At 46.1% G+C, this 21,312-nt stretch carries 13 protein-coding genes, 1 pseudogene and 2 riboswitches; of the genes and pseudogenes, 2 read left to right on the forward strand and 12 right to left on the reverse strand.

Going from position 1 to position 21,312, the window contains the following annotated elements; genetic code table 11:
• Positions 1–11: 11 nt before the first annotated feature.
• The 6 genes from DESYODRAFT_RS18390 to DESYODRAFT_RS18415 form a co-directional block, all read right to left on the reverse strand.
• Positions 12–4,742, reverse strand: coding sequence for an outer membrane protein assembly factor BamB family protein (locus DESYODRAFT_RS18390; RefSeq protein WP_007785381.1), 4,731 nt, complete (start codon positions 4,740–4,742; stop codon positions 12–14).
• A 150-nt stretch (positions 4,743–4,892) separates the two neighbouring features.
• Positions 4,893–5,696, reverse strand: coding sequence for a DUF4430 domain-containing protein (locus DESYODRAFT_RS18395; protein ID WP_007785382.1), 804 nt, complete (start codon positions 5,694–5,696; stop codon positions 4,893–4,895).
• A 60-nt stretch (positions 5,697–5,756) separates the two neighbouring features.
• Entirely contained in the window at positions 5,757–6,560 is an 804-nt protein-coding gene (locus tag DESYODRAFT_RS18400; RefSeq protein ID WP_007785383.1) for a DUF4430 domain-containing protein, read from the reverse strand.
• 203 nt (positions 6,561–6,763) lie between these two features.
• A riboswitch (cobalamin riboswitch) is annotated at positions 6,764–6,943 on the reverse strand.
• A gap of 208 nt (positions 6,944–7,151) precedes the next feature.
• Positions 7,152–7,332, reverse strand: a riboswitch (cobalamin riboswitch).
• Positions 7,333–7,512: 180 nt separating this feature from the next.
• A complete protein-coding gene (locus tag DESYODRAFT_RS18405) occupies positions 7,513–8,649 on the reverse strand; it encodes an acyl-CoA dehydrogenase family protein (protein WP_007785384.1) in 1,137 nt (378 codons plus the stop codon).
• Between the two features lie 49 nt (positions 8,650–8,698).
• Entirely contained in the window at positions 8,699–9,466 is a 768-nt protein-coding gene (locus DESYODRAFT_RS18410) for a 3-hydroxyacyl-CoA dehydrogenase (protein WP_007785385.1), read from the reverse strand.
• Positions 9,467–9,500: 34 nt separating this feature from the next.
• Positions 9,501–10,652, reverse strand: a complete 1,152-nt coding sequence (locus tag DESYODRAFT_RS18415) for a thiolase family protein (protein WP_007785386.1) — start codon at positions 10,650–10,652, stop codon at positions 9,501–9,503.
• A 429-nt stretch (positions 10,653–11,081) separates the two neighbouring features.
• On the opposite strand from DESYODRAFT_RS18415, the gene DESYODRAFT_RS18420 reads away from it, so the two are divergent.
• Positions 11,082–12,221 carry an acyl-CoA dehydrogenase family protein gene (locus DESYODRAFT_RS18420; protein WP_007785388.1) on the forward strand — a complete coding sequence of 380 codons (1,140 nt, stop codon included), beginning with the start codon at positions 11,082–11,084 and terminating at the stop codon, positions 12,219–12,221.
• Positions 12,222–12,402: 181 nt separating this feature from the next.
• Here the strand turns inward: DESYODRAFT_RS18420 and DESYODRAFT_RS26730 are convergent, their stop codons facing one another.
• From DESYODRAFT_RS26730 to DESYODRAFT_RS29815, 6 genes and pseudogenes are all read right to left on the reverse strand, one after another.
• Positions 12,403–15,066 (reverse strand): methyl-accepting chemotaxis protein, encoded by a 2,664-nt coding sequence (locus DESYODRAFT_RS26730; RefSeq protein ID WP_007785390.1) that lies wholly within the window; start codon positions 15,064–15,066, stop codon positions 12,403–12,405.
• 24 nt (positions 15,067–15,090) lie between these two features.
• A complete protein-coding gene (locus tag DESYODRAFT_RS18430) occupies positions 15,091–15,579 on the reverse strand; it encodes a chemotaxis protein CheW (RefSeq protein WP_007785391.1) in 489 nt (162 codons plus the stop codon).
• Between the two features lie 39 nt (positions 15,580–15,618).
• On the reverse strand, positions 15,619–17,508 hold the full coding sequence (locus tag DESYODRAFT_RS18435; protein WP_042339865.1) for a chemotaxis protein CheA: 1,890 nt from the start codon (positions 17,506–17,508) through the stop codon (positions 15,619–15,621).
• Positions 17,509–17,747: 239 nt separating this feature from the next.
• Entirely contained in the window at positions 17,748–19,187 is a 1,440-nt protein-coding gene (locus DESYODRAFT_RS18440) for a bifunctional diguanylate cyclase/phosphohydrolase (RefSeq protein WP_007785395.1), read from the reverse strand.
• Between the two features lie 291 nt (positions 19,188–19,478).
• Complete coding sequence (locus DESYODRAFT_RS29610; RefSeq protein ID WP_052315272.1) at positions 19,479–19,910, reverse strand: Fic family protein; 432 nt, start codon at positions 19,908–19,910, stop codon at positions 19,479–19,481.
• Positions 19,911–19,940: 30 nt separating this feature from the next.
• A pseudogene (locus DESYODRAFT_RS29815) lies at positions 19,941–20,042 on the reverse strand (Fic family protein); the annotation flags it as partial.
• Between the two features lie 656 nt (positions 20,043–20,698).
• On the opposite strand from DESYODRAFT_RS29815, the gene DESYODRAFT_RS18450 reads away from it, so the two are divergent.
• A complete protein-coding gene (locus DESYODRAFT_RS18450) occupies positions 20,699–21,142 on the forward strand; it encodes an HTH domain-containing protein (RefSeq protein WP_007785397.1) in 444 nt (147 codons plus the stop codon).
• Positions 21,143–21,312 lie beyond the last annotated feature (170 nt).

A 21,312-nucleotide genomic window follows, 5' to 3' on the forward strand; every position in this document is an offset into this window, starting at 1 on the left:
TATTCTCCTCCTCACTGAGCTTGAACAGGCAGCAGGATGGTTTGCACGGGCTCAAGCTGATCCGGAGCTGCCACTTGAATTTTTACCTGGTAATTTCCGGTCTTGGGAATCCTCAGACTGCCCGGGTATTCCTTGATCAGTCCCGGGGTTAGGGTATCGGTGAGCGAAGAATAGCTGATCACCTGCTCCGTTCCCTGATTTCCCTTTTGAATCAGGGTAATAGTCAGGCGCACAGACTGAGAACTCAGCTGCTGATTCATTAATTTAATCTTCAGCTCCTGCAGCCCACCCAGTTTAAGGACTGAATTACTCACTTTGACTTGCAGGCCCTCCCCCCCGGATAAATCGGTGCCCTGCAGAGCCACTAAGCCTAATTCTCCCATGGACAGGAAAACCATTCCTTCGTCAGCCGGGGCGATGGAGTGAGGTACGGTTATGGAAAATTCGTCTTTGATCTCCGCTTGCCAAAGAGGACTGAGCATCTCCCCTTGTTCACCGGTCAGGTTCAGATCGAAGACATACAAGCCTACCAGCGGAATATACAGCTGCCCATTCTCGCCGATGACCGGGGTATAAAGGCCCTGGGCCTCCTTCTTCCAACTATTGACCTGGAACTGTCCGTCTACCTGTGCCGTGCCGTCCGGACGAAGGAAGTACAAATGTTTCCGCTCTTGATTGGCCGGAGCGGAAACGGCGTAAACCATGCCGTTGGGAGCTACAGTGACCACCACCCGCTCAGCCAGCGGATAAACCCATTGCAGCGGATCATCCTTACCCGGATCAAGGGCAAGAAGACTGACCTGACTCCCTTCCTGCTGCTGAAGGATCAGAGCCCCTGCGGCGGAGCTGCCTTCCAGCTTGAGACCGGCTCCCCCTTTAGTATAAAGAGATTTTTTTTGTCCATCGGCAGAAAGCTCATACACAGTTGATCCTGAACTATAGTAGGCTTTTCCCGTGGAAGCTGCGGCCAGTCCGCTGACCACCCCGCCGGCGGCATAGGGCTGATTCCATTGCGGCTCTCCCTTTGCTTTATCCAGCTTGTAAATAAGCCCTCCCTTGGTAAGGGCCAGGACGCTGTCCCCCCCAAAGACCAGCTTAGCAACCGGGTCGTTGCCGGGGGCTGTGTACCCCCAGAGAACCTTCCCGCTCTGAGCTTCCACGGCAACGACGGCTGTACTGTTAGTGGCATAGAGAAAGACATTGCCGTTCTCATCGACTTGAGGTGCGCTGAGGCTGATTCCGTAATAACTGCCCGGATCGGACGTCCACAAAGGGGTGGCATCACTCCGGCGCACTGCCTGAAGTTGATTCTGGTTGACATAAAAGATCTCCCCCCGGCGTCCTGTCGCCAGCTCCGCCACTTTTTTGCCATAGGAGCCGCCTAAGGGAAGCTGCCAGAGAATTTCATAAGGGGCGGGCAGAACTTCCAGCTTTACTGTGCAGTAAATCTCCGGATTGTTGATCAGACTGGCCTTCAGGCTGATCGTGCCTACCTCTTTGCCTGTCAGGTTAGCATTGTAGCGGATGCTGTCATCCCCGCTGCCCCCCTGATAGTTGAGCATGGCTACCTTCCCTGTTTCATCCCCCTCCTTAATCAGCTCCCACTTGATTAATTGTTTGGGTACAAAATAGCCGCTCTGATCGGCGACAAACACCCGGATCGGACTAAAGGCTTCTCCGTTGACCTCCGAAAGCTTTTCCCCCACGACTTGGTAGTCGCTCAGGGTTTTACCGGCGTAATCATTCTTATCATAAATAAAGACCATGCTCTGCACTACGGCCTGAGGCAGCACTGTCACCTGAATCGCTTGGCTCAGGGCAGGGTCCGTGCTGTCCTTAACCTTAACCGTTACCGTCGTTGTGACCTGCTCTTGACCGGGTGTCCGCTTAGCGGCGGTAATCAAACCATCACTGCTCACCGCGGCTACCTGGGGATCGGCGCTGGACCATTCCAGAGCCACACCGGGCAGACTAACCTCTGCCTGATCCAACACTTGGGTCAGCACCCGGCCGCTTTCCTCAGAATAGAGGGTAAGCTCCGGCTGCCCGATAACCAGCTGAACAGGAACCGCCCCTGTCAAATCATACAGCCTTGCCTTCTCCAGGGCGTCATAACTTTCTCCAGATTTGATTGCCCTGTACAAGGTTCCGTCCTCAGAAAGGGCAAACATACTGTAATCATTATTAGGAAAGGACGTATTGGGCTCAGCATAATAGGCCACCACGGTTCCGTCCGGCGCATAAATTCCTCTCGTGGTGTAGAGCAATCCGTCTGCTCCCAGCTGAGGATCAGGTCCGTTCTTGGGATAAATAACACACAGAGAATAATCTATGGCATAATTCTTGGCGGTCTTAGCACCTGTTGCCAGGTCCAGCTCCACCAGCCTGCCCTCACTGGAGACCAGCAGCCCTTCAGGCATGATCAGTGGCGGAAAAATCATAACATTCCGGCAGGAGCTGTTCTGCCAGGCTAAACTAACCGGCTGTCCCCCGCCGGGAGGATTGAGGCAGTAGATTTGATCGGCATTATCCACCAGATAAACTCTGCCGCCTTCGTCCACCGCAGCCTGGGTTTTGAACGAAGCAGCGGCGGGGGTTTTATATTCCCAGAGCAATTCCCCGTTCAAACCGTTCAGGACGGAAAGGGTATCCCCATGCACCAGATAAACCTGATTGCTCTGATCTACGGTTGGAGCGGAATACAAGACCTGGCCGCCTTTAGCATTAAGAATCGGCTGCACAACGGGAAAACTCCAGGTCCATTTCTCATCCGACAGGTCAAGGCTGTAAAGGGCATTGTTTGCGCAGCTTAAATAAATCTGCCCGTTGGGCCCCAGTCCCGGCATGCCTGTGATCTGGGCCGGCAGCTCCACCTGGCGGAGCACAGCCCCGGTGTCCGGATCGAGGGCTAAAAGACTCTTTTCCTGCACCACCAGCACATATTCCTGTCCCTCCTGTTCTACTACCCTAGCCGGGAAAAGCTGGGTCAGGACAGGGGAAGCAAAACCCGCTTTGGGCCTTCCCTCAGGATCAAGGGCCAGCAGGTACCGTGTAGGCTCGTAAACAACATCACCAAAGGGGTTGGACAACACAGTATAACTGGAGCCATCTGACGTCAATGCCGGTTTTCCATGCCCTGGTGTAGTGATTGGCACGGCATACGTCCAAAGGGGGGCCAGCTTTTGATTGTAACTGGCTTGGACTTCTACATACCAATCCTTGGAAACACTGGGGATCCCCGATAAAGAAGCTGTCAGCTTCACTTTCCCCAGGTCTTGACCGGTTATCTCTTTGGTGACTGTCAGTTTATTTACCAGACCCTGAGCATTGGTCACCAGCGTATATTTTTCCGTTCCGTCGACAGGCACTGCCTGCGGACTATCTGACTGCCATTCGAGTTTAAAGTCTGTTCCCTGGGGAACGGGGGAAGGAATGTTGACCGTTGCGGTAAGGGTAAGCATCTCTCCGATTTTTAAGGAGGCCGGGCGGGCGCTGGAACCGGCCGGAGCAAGCACAATGCTGAGAGGCTGCCCGGTCTTAAAATACCAGCAGTTTGGGCCGCTGGTTCCCGTGATGGCGGGAGAAGTCTTGCTGCTTCCGGCCACGGGAACCGCTCCGGCTGCCATTTCAAATTTATAGGTTTTATTAAAGGCCAGCGGAACACAGCCCGCTCCCACTTCGCTCCAAAGAGATTTGCTTAAATCTACCTTCAGCTTGTTCGGCGCCTCCTCATCCCAGGCGACAGGGAGGGAGCTGCTGATCAAAGAACCAGTGCTCAAATAAAGAGCAACAGCTCCTATCGGGTTCTCCCCGTCAATGGGACGATTGTAGGTAAGGCTGACCTCTTGGGGATTGTAGCCCGGATAGACATTGTTTTGGTTATTCGTGGGGGTCCGGGCGACAACAGTGAGCTCGGGATCCAGACTGTCTCCCACCGTTACCGCCAAACTGCCTTTAATCTCCCTGTTTTCTTCCAGGGCAGCGGTAATGTACACGATACCGGCCAGCTTTCCGGTGACCACCCCGTCACTGTCCACTGAAGCAACTTCCGGCACCTGACTTGTCCAGACCAAGGCCGAAGAGGTGGTTACCTCATTGCCCTCCTGATCATGAACCATCAGAGGCAGACCGGCTCCGATTGGGACCCGGTTATGCTCATCTGCGGAAGACAGGCTTAGTCCTTCTCCCGCCAGATTTGCCGGGGCGACTGACTGTTCCGGATTCTCTTGATTTAATGGTTCCTGAATAGTTTGATCTTCTTCACCCTTTTGGCCCTCTTCACTTTCTTGGCTCTCCGGATTCTCTTGGCTGAGTTCAGGCTCATCCGGTAAAATGTTTAAAACAGCCTGCTGGGTCTGCCCTTCGTAAAAAGCAAAAACTGTGATTTCAAGCATGTCCTCCCCAGGGTTTTCCGGCACTGTGAAGCTAAGGCGGTCACTGTCCTCCTCCAGAGTCTGCCCTGGCCCCTCTTCAGATTCGGGAAGGCAATGCCATTGGATTCCTGTGCCGATAGGGCTTTCTGTTGTTCCAAACCGGGCCTGCAGTGTGACCACATCCCCGCTTCGGTAAGCCTCCTGATCAGGCTCCACGGTCAAGCTAAGCTCTGATCCCGGACCTGCCGGAGAGGGCTCCCCCCCTCCCTGCTCAGAACCGGAAGAGGCAGCGGACACAGGCAGACATACGGAACCTATTAATAAAAGAAGGACCAGGAACAGATTCAGCCCTTTGTGGGCAAATTTCATGATATCTCCCCCTATAAACGTTATTATTTTCTATTAAATACTTTTTTGGGTTTTATTTGGGGACGCCTAAATCAGGAAGGGTTGTCCCTTCCTGATCCGAGCGGCAGTGTGATATTTAAATTTTCAGAGGGCGGTCAAGAACTTCTTCTTTTACCAGTTTTTATATTCCCATACTACAGAATCGCCAGACTGCAACTCATAAACAGATGCGGCAAAATCAGGTTCGATAATGTTGTTGTTCACATCTACTATGGTATACATCCAGCCTTCTGTACCGGAGGCAAAGTCAGCGCCGATCCCGGCCACATAGCTGCCGCCACTGAAAACCGTAAGGTTATTTTCAGCCCAGTCCGGGTCGGAATAGTATTCATTTCCGGCCATGGCTAAGCCATGCAGAGCAGAGGAATCTTTTTTCAGGGTTTTGCCATTGTCGAGCATCCAGTCCAGATCGGTGAGATTGACAGTCTCATTAATGACATAAAAGTCATTAACCGTGCCGGGTGCATCCACATAGACGGAGATATCCGATACACTGACAGTAGGAGAGCCGTCAGTCTCTACGACGACATAAGCACTGACTTCCATGTTGTCATAGTGGGCAGTCACGTAAGCTCTTCCTTCTGTTAAAAGTCTGATTTTGACGGTATCCGTCTCATCAATAGTGGCAACAGGGGTTGAACCATCTAAAAACTTAACCACGGAGGAGTCTGAGGTGGTCCACTCAATGTTTTCCGGGTCGGTGATTTCTTCTGTCATCCAGGTTGTCCCATCCAGACCCAAGACCTGGATATCCGCTACCTCATCATTAACCTCTCCTAAAATAGTGAAGTGTTCGGAATCGGCTAAGGTAAGCATATCCGTGGCTGCTTTAGCCGGTGCCGGTGCGACAAAGAAGGTTAGTCCCAAGGCCAAACTCATTACTAAACCGAGAAACTTTTGTTTGGTTTTAAACATACTTTTTCCCCCTTTAATCTGATCTTTTAATCTGCCCTCTGAAAATTCCGCCCAAAAGATTTAATATAAAGATTTATATTCCCAGACTACAGAGTCGCCGGGTTGCAGCTCATAGCTGGCTGCAGGATAATCAGGCTCGATAATATTGTTGTTCACATCTACTATGGTATACACCCAGCCTTCCAGGCCGGAAGCAAAGTCAGTGCCGATCCCGGCCACATAGCCGCCGCCGTTGAAAACCGTAAGGTTATTTTCCGCCCAGTCCGGGTCGGAATAGTATTCATTTCCGGCCATGGCTAAGGCATGGAGAGCAGAGCAATTTAATTGCAGAGTTTGGCTTTGATCGAGCAGCCAGTCCAGATCGCTGAGATTGACAGTTTCATTAATGACATAAAAGTCATTAACTGTGCCAGGTGCATCCACATAGACGGAGATATCCGATACACTGGCAGTAGGAAGGCCTTTTGTCTCCACTACCACATAGGCACTGACTTCCATGCTGTCATAGTGGGCAGTCACGTAAGCTCTTCCTTCTGCTAAAAGTCTGATTTTAACGGTATCCGTCTCATCAATAGTGGCAACAGGGGTTGAACCATCTAAAAACTTAACCACAGAGGCGTCTGAGGTGGTCCACTCAATATTTTCCGGGTCGCTGATTTCTTCCGTCATCCAGGTTGTCCCATCCAGACCCAAGACTTGGATATCCGCTACCTCATCATTAACCTCTCCTAAAATAGTGAAATGTTCGGAGTCGGCTAAGGTAAGCATATCCGTGGCTGCCTTAGCAGGTGCCGGTGCGACAAAGAAGGTTAGTCCCAGAATCAACATCATGAACAAACTGAGAATCTTTTGTTTGGTTTTCATACTCTTTTCCTCCTTTTCATCTAAATCTACTTTAAATAAGCCCTCTGAAAATTCCGCCCAAGATATAAAAAAGAGCCGATGTATTCGGCTCAGAGATAATGTGACCCCGCTGTAAAAGATAACGATAAAAACAGGCAGCCTAAAGTATGCTCCTAGTTCTTCTCATCCACAGCAAAGTTGTTCACGTACTTCCCCCCGAAAGCCTTATGATCCTGAATAGGGCAAGTCTCCTGACTCGAAGTCATCCTCCTCCCTTGCCTTCCCGGTTTTACCCAGTGGTTTCCATTAAGGGATTCGTCATTCATACAGTAGCGGGGCTGTTCCGGCTTCTCACCGGATTCCTTATTAATGCTTTTTCAGCAACCCTAATCAGCTATTAAGTTTTGTGAGTATTTATTTAAAATGTTCTTTGCTAATTCTAATTAATACTTGCTCTCTTTTTAATTATCTCACCTCGACTTCTTCCTTTGATGTCTATATAGTGAAAACAAAAAGAGCCGGTTCCTCCGGCTCTTTGCAAACATGATATAACAAAGTAGGATGTCTCCATCCAAAACTTCAATTTACCACACTTACCTTCCCCCGAAAGAGTTGTGACTTTTGAACATGGCAGGTATCCTGACTTGAAATCATCCTCCTCCCTTGCCTTCCCGGTTTCACCCAGTGGTTTCCATTAAGGGATTCGTCATTCATACAGTAGCGGGGCTGTCCTGGCTTCTCACCAGAGTTCCCATATTAATGCATTTAAGCAACCATATTCAACCTATTGAGTTATTTCTTTCCGACCCTATATTATCACTTACATTATACCAATTAATTACCAGAGTCAACAGCATATTTTGACTAAAAAAGTAAAATTTCGCCGGGACCTGCCGCTGAGTTTACACTGCTTCTTTAAATCAAGAATCCGCTCCTTTTAATAGCTGATACATCATCCGGTTCACCTTCCCGCTCACAATCCTAACGTTCGAGCGATGATCAGCTTCATAATCTCTGAGGTACCCGCATAAATCGTGTGCACCCGCACATCCCGGTAATGCCGGGCAATCGGATACTCTTCCATATAGCCATACCCTCCGTAAAGCTGGAGGCAGTTATAAGCCACGCGATTAGCCATTTCGCCAATCCAGTACTTAGCCATGGAAACCTTGGCCACAATCTCTTCTCCTGCCATATGATCTGAGATGAGGTTATCCAGGAACACTCGCCCCAACTCGACCTCCGTCGCCATTTCAGCAAGCTTAAAGGCATTATGCTGGAATTTACCGATGGGTTTCCCAAAAGCCTCTCTTGTCTTAACATAAGCTAGAGTATCACTAAGCATCCGCTCCGCCAACCCCTGGGAACAAAGTGCCGAGATCAGTCGCTCCTGCTGCAGCTTCTCCATGAGATACGAGAACCCCTTACCCTCTTCACCCAAACGATTGCTCATTGGCACTCTGCAGTTGTCAAAAAAGAGCTCTGCCGTATCCTGGCTGTGCATCCCCAACTTATTCAGCTTTTTGCCTTTTGTAAAGCCGGGCGTCCCATCTTCCACTACAATAAGACTGATTCCCTTGTTGCCCGGAATCCCGGCATTCTCAGTCTTGACCGCGACAATGATCAAATCGGCAGAAATCCCATTACTGATAAACGTCTTTGACCCATTAATAACATAGTCATTTCCGTCCCGGACAGCCATCGCTCTCATTCCCTGAAGATCAGATCCGGCCTGGGGTTCGGTCATGGCGATAGCCAATATTTTCTCCCCCCGGGCACAGGCAGGAAGCCAGTCAGACTTTTGTTTTTCCGTGCCATAGGCCTGAATATAAGGAGCAATAATATCGCTATGCAATCCGAACCCAATGCCCACCCCTGCTTTGGCCAGTTCCTCATTAAGGATGGCGGAAAAACCAAAATCTGCTCCTGTCCCGCCGTATTTTTCTTCCAGCCAAGGACATAAATAGCCCATTTCTCCCATACGCAGCCAAACCCAACGGGGAATCTCCCGCTTTTCCTCCCATTCCTCGATGTGAGGAGAAAGTTCGCTTTCCACAAACTTTACGAAGGACCGGCGAAACATTTTATGCTCTTCCGAATAGATGTCCATATGCCCCTCACCTCTCTTCACTCTTACAGCGCTTACGAGGCAATCTGTTCTATCTCGGCTGCATGCGAATAGCTCCGTCCAAACGAATCGTTGTACCATTGAGCATAGGATTCTCAAGGATACTTCTCACTAATAGTGCATATTCTTCCGGGTAGCCTAGCCGGGATGGGAAGGGGATCATCGCACCCAGTGACTTGCGGGCCTCCTCAGGCAGAGTATTGAACATCGGTGTTTCAAAAAGACCTGGGGCGATGGTCATTACCCGGATCCCATGGACAGCCATTTCCCGGGCTATGGGTAAGGTCATCCCCACAATCCCTCCTTTTGAAGCACTGTAAGCAGCCTGCCCGATCTGACCTTCATAGGCCGCTACAGAAGCAGTATTGATGATAACCCCCCGTTCCCCCCCTACGTTAGGCTCATTACCCGCCATTTGGGCCGCGGCCAGCCTAATAACGTTAAAACTTCCGATAAGATTTACCTCTATTATTTTAGAAAAACTCTCCAGCCCATGAAGTCCCTTCTTGCCAATCACCTTCTCCGCGGCAGCAATCCCCGCGCAATTCACAACGGCATTCAACTGGCCAAACTCTTCAACTGTGCGTTCTAAGGCCTCCTGTACGCTCTCTGCGCTGCAAACATCCATTTTCTGAAATAAGGCCTTCCCGCCTAATTCAGAAGCCAACCTCTCTCCCCGCTCCACCGCAAGATCCAGAATCATGACCTTGCCGCCATCATTAACAATCCGCCGGACCGTCGCTTCCCCCAGACCAGAAGCCCCTCCTGTAACGAACCCAACCACTTGTTTCAAATCCATTCCAAACTCCCCTTCCTAAACCTTATTTCTTCTCTCAGTCCAACCGCTCGATAATGGTGGCATTGGACATGCCATGTCCTTCGCACATGGTTTGCAGCCCATAACGCCCGCCGGTGCGTTCTAATTCGTGCATGAGCGTGGTCATTAAGCGAGCTCCGCTGGCACCCAGGGGATGTCCGAGAGCAATAGCTCCGCCGCAAGGGTTAAGTTTCTTAGGATCTGCTCCCGTCTCTATCAGCCAGGCCAAGGGCACTGCGGCGAAAGCTTCATTTACCTCAAAAATATCAATCTCCGACAGACTAAGACCTGCCTTGCTTAACACCTTAGCTGTGGCAGGAATTGGACCCGTAAGCATCAGAGTCGGATCTGAACCGATGACACTCCTGGCCAGGATACGGAAGCGAGGCTTAATCCCCAATTCCTCCGCTTTTTCTCGGGACATAATAAGGACTGCTGCTGCTCCATCCGAAATCTGACTGGCATTGCCGGCAGTAACCTGGCCATTTTCCAGGAAGGGTGATTTTAAACCGGCCAGCTTTTCTAAGTTCGTATCAGGCCTTGGGCCCTCGTCCCTTTTTACAATTGTTTGGCTGCCATCCGGCAGAACGACGTTTAAAGGCATGATCTCCCGTTCAAAACGTCCTTCCTCCTGGGATTTTACAGCCTTCATATGGCTCTCTAAGGAAAATTCGTCCATTCTTTGCCGGCTGATCCCCCATTTTTGGGCGATTCGCTCTGTGGAGAGGCCTTGATTGATAATCTCATAGCGTGATGTAAGCTCCTGAGATAATTCAGTTCCTGCAATATTAGAGCCCATGGGTACCCGGGACATATTTTCAACCCCCGCTGCCACAACCACATCCATATCCCCTGCCAGTATTGCTTGGGCTGCGAAATGAACCGCCTGCTGACTTGAGCCGCATTGCCGGTCAATGGTCAGACCAGGAACATGGATTGGGTAATCCGCAATAAGGGCAGCCTGCCGCCCAATACAGAACCCCTGCTCTCCCACTTGAGAAACACATCCCATTAACACATCCTCGACCAAGGCAGGGTCCAGGCCTGCGCGCTGAACCACCTCTCTGAGAACCAGACCTGCCAGGTCCTCAGAGCGAAGATGGCTTAATCCCCCTTTCCTACGTCCAACCGGGGTTCTCACTGCTTCTACTATGACTGCTTCCCGCATAGTTTCACATCACCCTTCTTTTCTAATTCTCATGTGTCAATAAAACTCTGAATTTTCTGTCCATTCATTTTCCAGAGCATTGCAAATCCCATGCCACTTAGATCTAAGCTTAACCTCAACAGTCTATGACCCCTTACTCAGGCTTAAAACTCTTTTTATTACACTGCCTCAATCAGGAGACTCCTTCTCAAGGAAGGGGAATGCAACCCTGTCCTCTGTTGTCCTCAATGACGGACAGTTGACAACACACTACATACTTTGTCTTGCTCATCCGACACTCATTACCAGAGAAACATTGTTTTTTTTATTGGCACTAAAATTGCAGTGTAAATGTATTTAAATATTCTGAAATAAGGAACTAACCTAAGTTTGTTACATTTTAGTTCCTTCCGGGGATGAAAAACTCCCCAATAAGAGGAGGTAAACCAATTGGATTTTGAATTATCGGAAGAACAGAGAGCCTTTCAAAGCCTGGCCTACAAATTTGCCCTCAAAGAATTCCCCCCTTTCGCCCAAGTATGTGATCGGGAGGAAAAATATCCGAGAGAAGTCTGGCAAAAGGCCTGTGAAGCAGGACTGGTCGGAATTGCCATTCCTGAGGAATACGGCGGACCCGGCGCCGGCTGGATGGAAACAGCTTTAGTCACCGAGCAGCTCTCGCGAATAGACCTAGGTCTCGGCTTAGCTGCCGTCGCTGCAACCTTTGGGGCAGAAAACATCATCAACTATGGCAGCGAAGAACAAAAGCAAACTTATCTGCCCTTGCTTCCTGCCGGTAAAGCAATCTTTGCCGGTGCTTACACCGAGCCAAATGCCGGAAGCGATGTGGCAGGAACTGCCACCCGGGCTGTCAAAGATGGTTCCGACTATATTATTAACGGCAGTAAAACTTTCATCACGAACGGAACGATTTGTGACTATATGGTCGCCCTATGCGTGACAAACCCCGAGTCGCCTAAGAAAACCCAGCGCCACAGCCTGATCATTGTTGATGCCAATACTCCGGGAATTACCAGGATGAAAATCCATGGAAAAATGGGAATCAGATCCTCAGATACTGCCGAAATCACTTTCGAAGATGTGCGGGTTCCTCAAAAGAATCTTGTCGGCAAAGAAGGCAACGGCTTCTACCAATTAATGCATTTCTTTGATCAGACGCGCATCATGGTAGCCTCACAAGGACTGGGTCTAGCTCAAGGAGCTTTAGATTTAGCCATTAAATATGTGCAGGAGCGTAAAACCTTCGGGCTTCCTCTGGCCGCCAATCAAGCGATACAGTTCCAATTGGCAGAAATGGCCACACGAATAGAATTGGCCCGCAACATAATCTATAAAGCTGCCTGGAAAGCTGACAACGGTCAGTTAGATCCTGCTCTCAACGCTATGGCCAAATTCTATGCCGGAGAAACGGCGGTCTGGGTGACTGATAAAGCCCTGCAAATGCACGGTGGCTATGGCTATATTGACGAATATGATATTCAGCGTTTCTATCGAGATGCTAAAATTCTGGAGATTTATGAAGGGGCTAAGGAGATCGAGAAAATAACCATCGCTAAGAGACTCTTTTAACTCGCTCAGCTAAAGAAACAGGGGGACAGGTGCATTGTTTCGTTTTGACGAAACAGCACACCTGTCCCCCTGTTTTCATTCTGAAATCATTTACATTATTCAACCTCCCTCTTTGAGGTTCTGTGTCTCCTTTATAACTGTTGAATTCAGGAGAGCCTTGTGGCTCTCCCTATTAAATTCATTAATATTTCCCAAATTCTTGATCACTTAAAGCGATTCTTGACTTACTGCTTGTTTTCGCTGCCTCGGCATTCCCCCGATTCTTTGAACTATTCTCCTGTTTCTTTTGAGACATATTTTCTAACATGCGTAAAACATCCGGGTTCATATGCTCAAGGCCTCTATAGGCAGAGCCCGTAGTTTTCTTAAGTTTGAACCTACTAACCTGTTCTCTTAACAGTTCAGCTTGACTTGATAATTCTTCACTCGCAGCGGCACTCTCTTCCGACGTCGCCGAATTCGTCTGTACAACATCTGAGACTTGCAAAATCCCTTGATTCACTTGATTAATTCCTAACGCTTGTTCATTGGATGCAGTAGCGATTTCCCCCACAAGATTTGTGGTTTTTGAAACGTCTTCAACGATTTGGTTGAGAGCTGCAGCCGTATCATTAGCAATTTTCGTACCGCCCTCGACCTTATTAATCGAGCCCTCGATGAGAGCTGTCGTTTCTTTCGCAGCGTTGGCACTTCTAGCTGCCAGATTGCGCACTTCCTCTGCGACCACCGCAAAGCCTTTGCCGTGTTGACCCGCTCGTGCAGCTTCAACTGCCGCATTTAGGGCTAAGATATTTGTTTGAAAGGCAATTTCATCAATGACCTTAATAATCTTGTAAATATTTCCGGATGCTTCATTAATATCGGCCATAGCCTTAAGCATACCCTGCATTTGCTCATTCCCTTTTATAGCACCTTCCTTTGCCGCCAAGGCCAACTCATTGGCCTGATTCGCATTTGCAGCATTCAGCTTCGTCTGAGTCGATATTTCCTCCATCGAGGCAGTTAACTCTTCGATAGAACTCGCTTGTTCGGTAGACCCCTGAGAGAGGGCTTGAGCGGAATCTGACACCTGTCTTGCCCCGGCAGCAACTTGAACCGAAGCGTTATTCATATTACTTAATACTTCATTAAAGGAGTCTATGATTAAATTCACCGAACTCTTAATTTCAGCAAAATCCCCTTTGTAATCATCAGTAATACTCAAATCCAGATTGCCCATGGACATTTCGGTAAGAACCTTTGCTGTTTCCTTAACATAAGCCGACATAGCATTTAGGCTTTCTTCAAAACTTTTATAGATGTTGGTAAACATTTCTCCAATTGCCTTCGTATCTACATCCGTCGGTTCGATTTTAGAACTGCAATGTAACTTTCCTTGGGCCAGATTCTCAATATTGACAAGAAGTTTTGAAGTCTCTTTTTCCTGATATTTCGCCTGTTTTTCAGCTACTCTGGCGGCATTCATAATAGCGGTCTGGTCTACTACAAGTTCCATAGCTCCTATTACTTGATTTTTTTTGTCCTTCAGCGGTATGGCTGTACACAATATATCAAGATTCATTCCGTTGGGGTGTGCATCAGTTTCTCGGCTGACTTTCTGCCCCTGTTGCATGGACATAGCACAGGCACAATTTGCTGTCTTGCAATCAGAGGTTTTATAAACATCATAACATTTATTGCCAACAAGCTGTTTTTGAGTGGCTGACAGTAAGTTTGCGCCAGTTTTATTCATATAAACAATGTTGAAATCCTTGTCAATTATCATTACGGGACTTGGCATTGAATCAATATGCCCAACCAAGGTATCTATTAGATTATTGATACCGCCGACTAAAGTTCCCCAGCTGCCTACAAAAGCTTTGGCATTTCCCCGGGTGTCTAACTTCCCTTCTTGGGTTGCCACAACCAGCTTATCGGTTTCATCCAAAAGAACTTTCATAGTGTCCTGCATCTCCACAAGTTTTTTACCCAATAAGTCTTTATCCGACTTCACCTTAACTGTAACCGATAGATTTCCATCTGCCATTTTTTCAGTTGCATCGACTTGATCACGAACATTTTCAACCATTTTTTCAAAGGACCCCAGCAAAGTACCTATCTCATCTTTTGCTTTTCTTTTTACATTCACATCAACATCAATATCTCCAACCGCTAACTTATCCGCCGTTTCTGCAAGAAACTTCAGCGGTTTGCTGATAATTGAGCTGAGGTACATACCTAACCCTATTGCTATGAGCACCCCTGCGAGTATAACAATAACCATGATTACTGTCGCCCTGTTAACAATCGCTGTATTATCATCGGACTTTAACTTTGCATCCTCTATTTGAACTTTGATCATATTATCAATGGCACCCTCCAGTGCTTTTGTAGTGATGCCAGCGGCACCTGTTGCACTCATTAGTGCCGGAATTCCAGCCACTTCACCTTTTTCTGCCAGCTCGTATACCCTATCAACACTCTGTTGACTCTCCGCGTTCTTCTTAACCAGGTCATCAAATAATTCTCTCATCCGGACTGATGTTATTGTTTTATTAATCGATTCTAAATCCTTAGCCATAATCGTTTGTCTCTGCGCTATTTGGTCTAAATTACTTTTTACCACTAACGGATCGTCTGTTAGGAGAATATCGCGAAAATTGACTCTTAGCCGCTGAAATTCTATGGACATATCCGCTAATTCTGAGATAGGCACTGTCACGTTTTCATAAAGCTCTACATCAGACTTTGCAATGGCCTTTATATTTACGATGCCTATAACACCTACAACTGCTGTAAGCAAAGAAACTATGATAAACCCAGTCGATAACTTTGCGGCAATTTTCATATTCATAAACCATTTCATTCCCGAACACCTCCACTTAGTATCTTAAAGATCATTTATAGTGTCCAACTCTGTTTCCCTGAGCAAACCTGAATCCAAGAGAAGTTTGATTTCCCCTCCCACTTTACCGATCCCTTTGATATATTTGTTACCTTCATTATCCATGTTCGGAGGAGCAACAATTTCTTGATCAGCAATAAATAATACTTCGGAAACACTATCAACTATGAGACCTATCAAAACATCTCTTATATCAATGACCACGATGCAAGTCCTATCATTATACTCTCTGAAGGGTTTCTTAAAGCGCAGCCGCACATCCATGACAGGGATAATCTTACCTCGCAAATTAATGATTCCCTTAATATAATCAGGCATCTGGGGAATTTCAGTAATAGGCTGCATTCCAATGATTTCCGTGACATATTCAATTTCAATCCCGTAAAACTCTTTGCCCATGCAAAAGGTAAGAAACTTGCCTTTCTGAGTATCTTCGATCAAGTCCGGAGTATCTTGTTCAGCAATATCCGGCATAATAGTTCTCCTTTCTCATCCAAAGAACATGATGATTATCTAACTCATCAGCCCCCCGATATCCAGTATGAGGCTGATACTTCCATCCCCCAATAAGGTACATCCAGCCAAACTCTTAACTATTTTCGTGTTCCGAATATACGTTGGCAGGGCTTTCACAACAATCTGCTGCTGACCAATCATTCTATCTGCAAAAACACAAAGGGTTTTGTTGTCCTGCTCCACCATAATGATGATCCCATCTGCCAATTGGGTTACATCTGTCCGGACATGGTAAATATCATGCAAACGCAGGATGGGAAAACACTGTCCCCGAACCATTATCATTTCATTATCATTTGGGTCGACAATCACGTCTGTCATTATGGGCCTGAAGGACTCTTTTATCGCGGTCGTCGGTATGGTAAAGCCCGAATCCCCTACCTTGATATTCATTCCATCTATGATAGCCAGGGTTAGAGGAATTTTGAGGGTAATGGTCGTTCCCTTTCCAGGCACACTATCCGCCGCTATTGCTCCCCCAACGGCTTCGAGATTCTTCACAACCACATCCATCCCAACCCCGCGCCCGGAAAATTCCGTAACATTCTCGTTCGTCGAAAACCCAGGCAATAAGACCAAGTTATAAATTTCCTTATCCGTGATTTCCTCATCCGGCACTTGAATTAGCCCCTTTTCACGAGCTTTGATCAAGATTCGGTCTTTATTAAAACCTTGACCATCATCACGAATAATGATTAAGACATCCCCGCCTGCATTTTTAGCTTCCAAAGTAATGGTTCCTAAACAAGGTTTGCCCTTGGCTTCACGTTCATCCGGCATTTCTATGCCATGATCGATGGAATTGCGGATTAAATGCATTAAGGGATCAGAAATATGCTCAATGATATTTTTATCAACCTCTGTTTCTTGACCAATAAGCTGAAGCTGAGCTTCCTTGTTGAGTTTTTTACACATATCCCGAAGCGGCCTCTTCATTTTTTGGAATGTGCCGGCTAACGGTACCATGCGCACGGACATAACTATATCTTGTAATTCGCCGGTAATTTTTCTGAGTTGGCGGGCGGCCTTGGAAAAGTTGTTCAGTTCCAAGCCTTTGAGATCCGGATTTTGTGTGACCATGGCTTCGGCGATTACCATTTCTCCCACCAAATCCATGAGCTGATCCAGCTTCCCAACACTAACACTAATAATGCTTGGCTGAGTTTTGGTTGAAGGATGATTGTTGTCTTTCGGATCCTTAACCCGCTCATTATTTTCCTCTTGAGTCAATTGAAGATCTTTTAAACCAATAGTCTGAAGCAGAACATTGCGAATTTCTTCCAAGGAACGCTCGGTTTTCATAAACAGGATAAACCCTTGCTCCCGGATAGCAGCGGCACTATCTTCATGATTGAGATCTTCCGGAATATGATAGTACTCTTCAATAAGATCTTCCAAATCACGAACTGCCACGAACGCCCGCACGTTTTCCATTCCACTTGCACATTGATCAAAGCGCAGTATGGCCTTGAACTTATTTCTGCAGGGAGTTGCGTCCGGACCACGTCCTTTGATCGCGGTATGAAAAGCGCGCAAATTATTAATTAACTCAGTTGCATTGCCATCCGGCCGGTCCAGATTTTTTATTTTCGCAATTTCTACCTTGATAAAGTCGAGCCCCTCAAGTACTAAATCGGATAGTTCCGAATAATTAATATTCCGGGGTTTATCCTCCCTTAGGACGTAAAACACGTCTTCTATAGAATGTGCCAGCATAGATATATTGTTAAAGCTCATCATAGCAGCTGAACCCTTTATCGTATGCATGATCCGAAAGATCTCGTTGATAGTCTCGAAGGTATACGAACTCGATGATTCATTAGAAATAATTAATAACTCCATTTGCTCAATTAGTTGCATGGACTCAAAGATGAAGAGTTCCAGCATTGGTTCCCGGTTAGACAATCGTTATTCACCCCATATCTTAGCGATACTTTTTAAACGCCTAGTGCTTTACAAATTGTCTGAAGATATTCTATATCTATCACGGATGGGATTTTATACCAACCAATTTGTTTGTATATGATATGTTTGTACTAACTATCTTGACAAGCTTTTAAAAAGTTCAGTAAGTTTAGATAAAAATAAGCCTCCACGTTCTAGTGAACGTGGAGGCTTATTTTTATCTAAACTTTAAATTCACGCTTCTTGATAATCTCCAGATATAAGTCGACAAGCTTGGGATCAAACTGTATCCCTTTACCGCGTTTAAGCTCTACCATTGCCTCTACGCGAGATAAAGCCATTCGATAAGGCCGATCGTTGGTCATAGCATCATAAGCATCCGCAATACTTAAAATCCTGCACTCCACAGGGATTTCCTCTCCCTTTATACCCAATGGATAACCCTTACCATTCCACCATTCATGATGTTTCAGGATATAGCCGGCGATTGGTTTAAGGGGTGAAACTAATTCTATAATTTTCTGTCCAATCTCGCTATGACGTTGTATTTCTTTGTACTCCTGAGGGGTTAAAGGCCCAGCCTTTTGGAGAATCCGATCTGAAATTCCAATCTTCCCAATGTCATGTATTTTTGCCAACATTCTCAAGTCAGCAATTTGATGATTGGGTAATGCTAATGCTGTACCCATTAATGTTACACTTTTTTGAACCCTGTCGGAATGTTGTTCCGATATATAATCATGACTCTCCAGGGCTTTCATCAGAGCTGCAACAAAACTTCCGCACATGCTTCTGCTGTGAAGAAGTTTTTCGCGATACATATTGTCTTCCGCTTCTTTATATAGTTCAGTTAAGCTATTTCGATTTTCCGGACTAAAGCCCCAACCCATAGATAAACTTATTGGGAGCTCGGGTGTTTGTATATTATAGTCATTTAAAGCTTCACAAATCCTATTGTAAACCAATTCCATTTTCGATAAATCCCCTTGATCGACGATGACTGCAAATTCATCCCCTCCAATTCTTGCCACTAAATCTTTTTGATCCGTTGATGCTTTTAGAACATTGGACACAGTAAGCAGCAAAGCATCACCTTGATCAGGCCCTAAGGTATCATTAACACTCTTTAGCCCATCAACATCACACAGAATTAGTCCAATAGAACTTCGTTGTTCATTCTCTAATCTCTGCATTTCCAGTTCGAAATAAGTCCGATTATAGAGCCCAGTCATAGAATCATGGAAGCTAATACGTTTATACTGCTCTTTTAGCATTTTTCCATCCCTTATATCTCTCGCAATTGCATAAATCCCAATGAAATGGTTATTAGCAATAATCGAAAAAACCACCATTTCTACATCTAGAAGGCTTCCTTGTTTTTGTCTGATAACGGTTTCAAACCATTGTGCATGGTACCGTGAATTTTCGAAATACCTGAATAAACGATCCTTCTCTTCCGGAAGCAAGATGTTTGAAATTTGCATTTGTCTTAACTCTTCGAACGAATATCCGAATAGTCCCGTTGTAGCAGAATTCAATGCAACAAACTTTCCATCAAGGTCTATCATAAAAGTCGCATCAAAATTGTATTTGAACAAGTCTTGGCTGACCATCTCATTCCGAATAATCCGTTCCGGGACCTCAGGAATGACATTGAGCATAATAACTTCCTCCTATGATTCTATTTAATCTTAGTACAAGCTATGCTCTATTTGTCTGTTTGGTTAATTATCCTGTTTGACAACTTAAAGACCCTAACTATCCAAAGGTGCAGAAAACACCAAAAGCACCGTCTTTAAACGGTGCTCAACTTTCCCCAAAGGCCGAAAAATTTACTTCAGACTATACAATTACGCAGAATACCTTTATACTCCTATCCCATGTACCCTATATTTGCACAAAAGTACGACCCCGAGGGGCAGAGATATATCCGATCGCTATACTATACTTTTTCATTGCTCCGGCCTAGGCTTCCTGTATTTTTGATTTTTACTGTTTGGCTTATCAGGAAGCGTCATTTCAATTAGCTGGGAGTTCAAAGCAGGCTGCAAATACGTTTTTCGGAAGGCCGGACGATTCCTTAGTCCCATACTCTCCATGATCTCGCTTGCGGATAATTCATCATTGCCCAGCTTATCTAAGAATAGCTGAATATGCGGGCTGACTTTTCCGGTGGGTATTTGATCGCGTTCAATCTCTATAAGTGTGTCGAGGATTGCTTGCAGCAAAAACTCCACAAACGGCGTGGCGTTGGCAATCCTGTCCGCTTCACTAAGAGAGTCGTAATAGACGTCCTGCTTTTCGCGTATAACAGTTTCTACAGGTATCCACGCAAATATTGGCTTCCATTGATACAGTAGCAGCGTGTTCCACATTCTTCCCATATGGCCATTCCCATCTGCAAAGGGATGGATAAACTCAAATTCATAATGGAATACGCAACCTTTAATCAGCGGGTGTGCCTTTGCGGTTTCTGTCCAATGCAGGAGGTTGGCGATATAGCTGGGGCACCATATCGGCTAGCGGAGCCATGTGTACTATCTGTTCGCCCTTAAACACGCCTACACCACCAGAACGGAAACGCCCCGCTTCTTTTACCAGATCAGTCATCAGGATGCCGTGCGCTTTAAGTAAATCGTCAACTGAATAAGGATTGAACGACAGCAGCCTTTCGTATGCCTCGTAAGCATTTTTGACCTCACGGATTTCGCCGGGTGCGCAGAGGTTTCTGCGTAATCGGTGGGCTATTCTTATATCATTCCCACCATCTAAGATGATGATACAAGATAACCTTTATGACCTGTCAACTCCTCTATATATCGTAGGGGGGAAGTGAACTCGTTCAACTAAAGTTGAACATCAATACTTCGGTGGGGGACTCTACCCCCAACGAAGCAAGGTACGGGGTACCATTCCCGATTATAGAAATGAGAGTCTTAACGATTGGATAAATCTAGATTGGTTTAAAGTTATGGTATAATGACAAAAACAAGCACTGTGCTAGGATGGGGCGATGACACATCTCTGAACTTAGGGTTATTTCCAATAACAGAAAGGCAGTTCGGTTTATTACCCAAGAACCCCATTGCCTGTAGCCGTTTGGAGTGTCAACGTCACAAAGATATTTTGCAATCTAATTTAAGAAAAGACGCGTAATAGAAAGGAGAAACATATGCAAAGTATAGAGTTTACTGGAGGACCAGATATAATAAGGGAGAATTTATTGGTAGCTATTAAAGAATATAAAATTACGTTATACACTTTAAATAAAGTAACTGGAATAGATATTAATTGGCTTTCTGATTATATAGATAAAAAAAAAGAACTAGCTGATTTACCAATTGAAAAATATGGACTCCTATTTGAGACAACCATTTTCTTATCAAAAGGAATAAAAATGATTAGCGAAGATGAGAGAATAAAGAGTGTTATTAATGTACTTGTTCAAACATTTGGGCTTAAATATGAAACTATATCACATTATGCGGGACTAAAAATACATGATATTGAAAACTTCATGAAAGATACCACTATGATTGATTATGAGAAAAAATATAAGTTGGCAACCGCAAGTATGATATTGCATTATCTATTTAAACCAAATTATCCTAATTAGAAATAATTGAATCTAAAAGGGGCGCGGGAAACATTTAACATGCAGACGAAAACGGGACGTGACGAAACTGAGTTTCGTCACGTCCCGTTTTCACTATTCCGTTTTAGTTTATCCACGTGATATAGTTAGGAACTGTATGTGCTACAGGGATACCCAGTAAAGTAGTCATA

Source organism: Desulfosporosinus youngiae DSM 17734, from assembly GCF_000244895.1.
Taxonomy (GTDB): domain Bacteria; phylum Bacillota; class Desulfitobacteriia; order Desulfitobacteriales; family Desulfitobacteriaceae; genus Desulfosporosinus; species Desulfosporosinus youngiae.

Bases quoted from the DNA above. Each gene is read 5' to 3' on its own strand.
- DESYODRAFT_RS18390 (WP_007785381.1), bottom strand. From the start codon at position 4,742: ATGAAATTTGCCCACAAAGGGCTGAATCTGTTCCTGGTCCTTCTTTTA.
- DESYODRAFT_RS18395 (WP_007785382.1), bottom strand. From the start codon at position 5,696: ATGTTTAAAACCAAACAAAAGTTTCTCGGTTTAGTAATGAGTTTGGCC.
- DESYODRAFT_RS18400 (WP_007785383.1), bottom strand. From the start codon at position 6,560: ATGAAAACCAAACAAAAGATTCTCAGTTTGTTCATGATGTTGATTCTG.
- DESYODRAFT_RS18405 (WP_007785384.1), bottom strand. From the start codon at position 8,649: ATGGACATCTATTCGGAAGAGCATAAAATGTTTCGCCGGTCCTTCGTA.
- DESYODRAFT_RS18410 (WP_007785385.1), bottom strand. From the start codon at position 9,466: ATGGATTTGAAACAAGTGGTTGGGTTCGTTACAGGAGGGGCTTCTGGT.
- DESYODRAFT_RS18415 (WP_007785386.1), bottom strand. From the start codon at position 10,652: ATGCGGGAAGCAGTCATAGTAGAAGCAGTGAGAACCCCGGTTGGACGT.
- DESYODRAFT_RS26730 (WP_007785390.1), bottom strand. From the start codon at position 15,066: ATGAAATGGTTTATGAATATGAAAATTGCCGCAAAGTTATCGACTGGG.
- DESYODRAFT_RS18430 (WP_007785391.1), bottom strand. From the start codon at position 15,579: ATGCCGGATATTGCTGAACAAGATACTCCGGACTTGATCGAAGATACT.
- DESYODRAFT_RS18435 (WP_042339865.1), bottom strand. From the start codon at position 17,508: ATGCTGGAACTCTTCATCTTTGAGTCCATGCAACTAATTGAGCAAATG.
- DESYODRAFT_RS18440 (WP_007785395.1), bottom strand. From the start codon at position 19,187: ATGCTCAATGTCATTCCTGAGGTCCCGGAACGGATTATTCGGAATGAG.
- DESYODRAFT_RS29610 (WP_052315272.1), bottom strand. From the start codon at position 19,910: ATGGGAAGAATGTGGAACACGCTGCTACTGTATCAATGGAAGCCAATA.
- DESYODRAFT_RS18450 (WP_007785397.1), top strand. From the start codon at position 20,699: ATGCAAAGTATAGAGTTTACTGGAGGACCAGATATAATAAGGGAGAAT.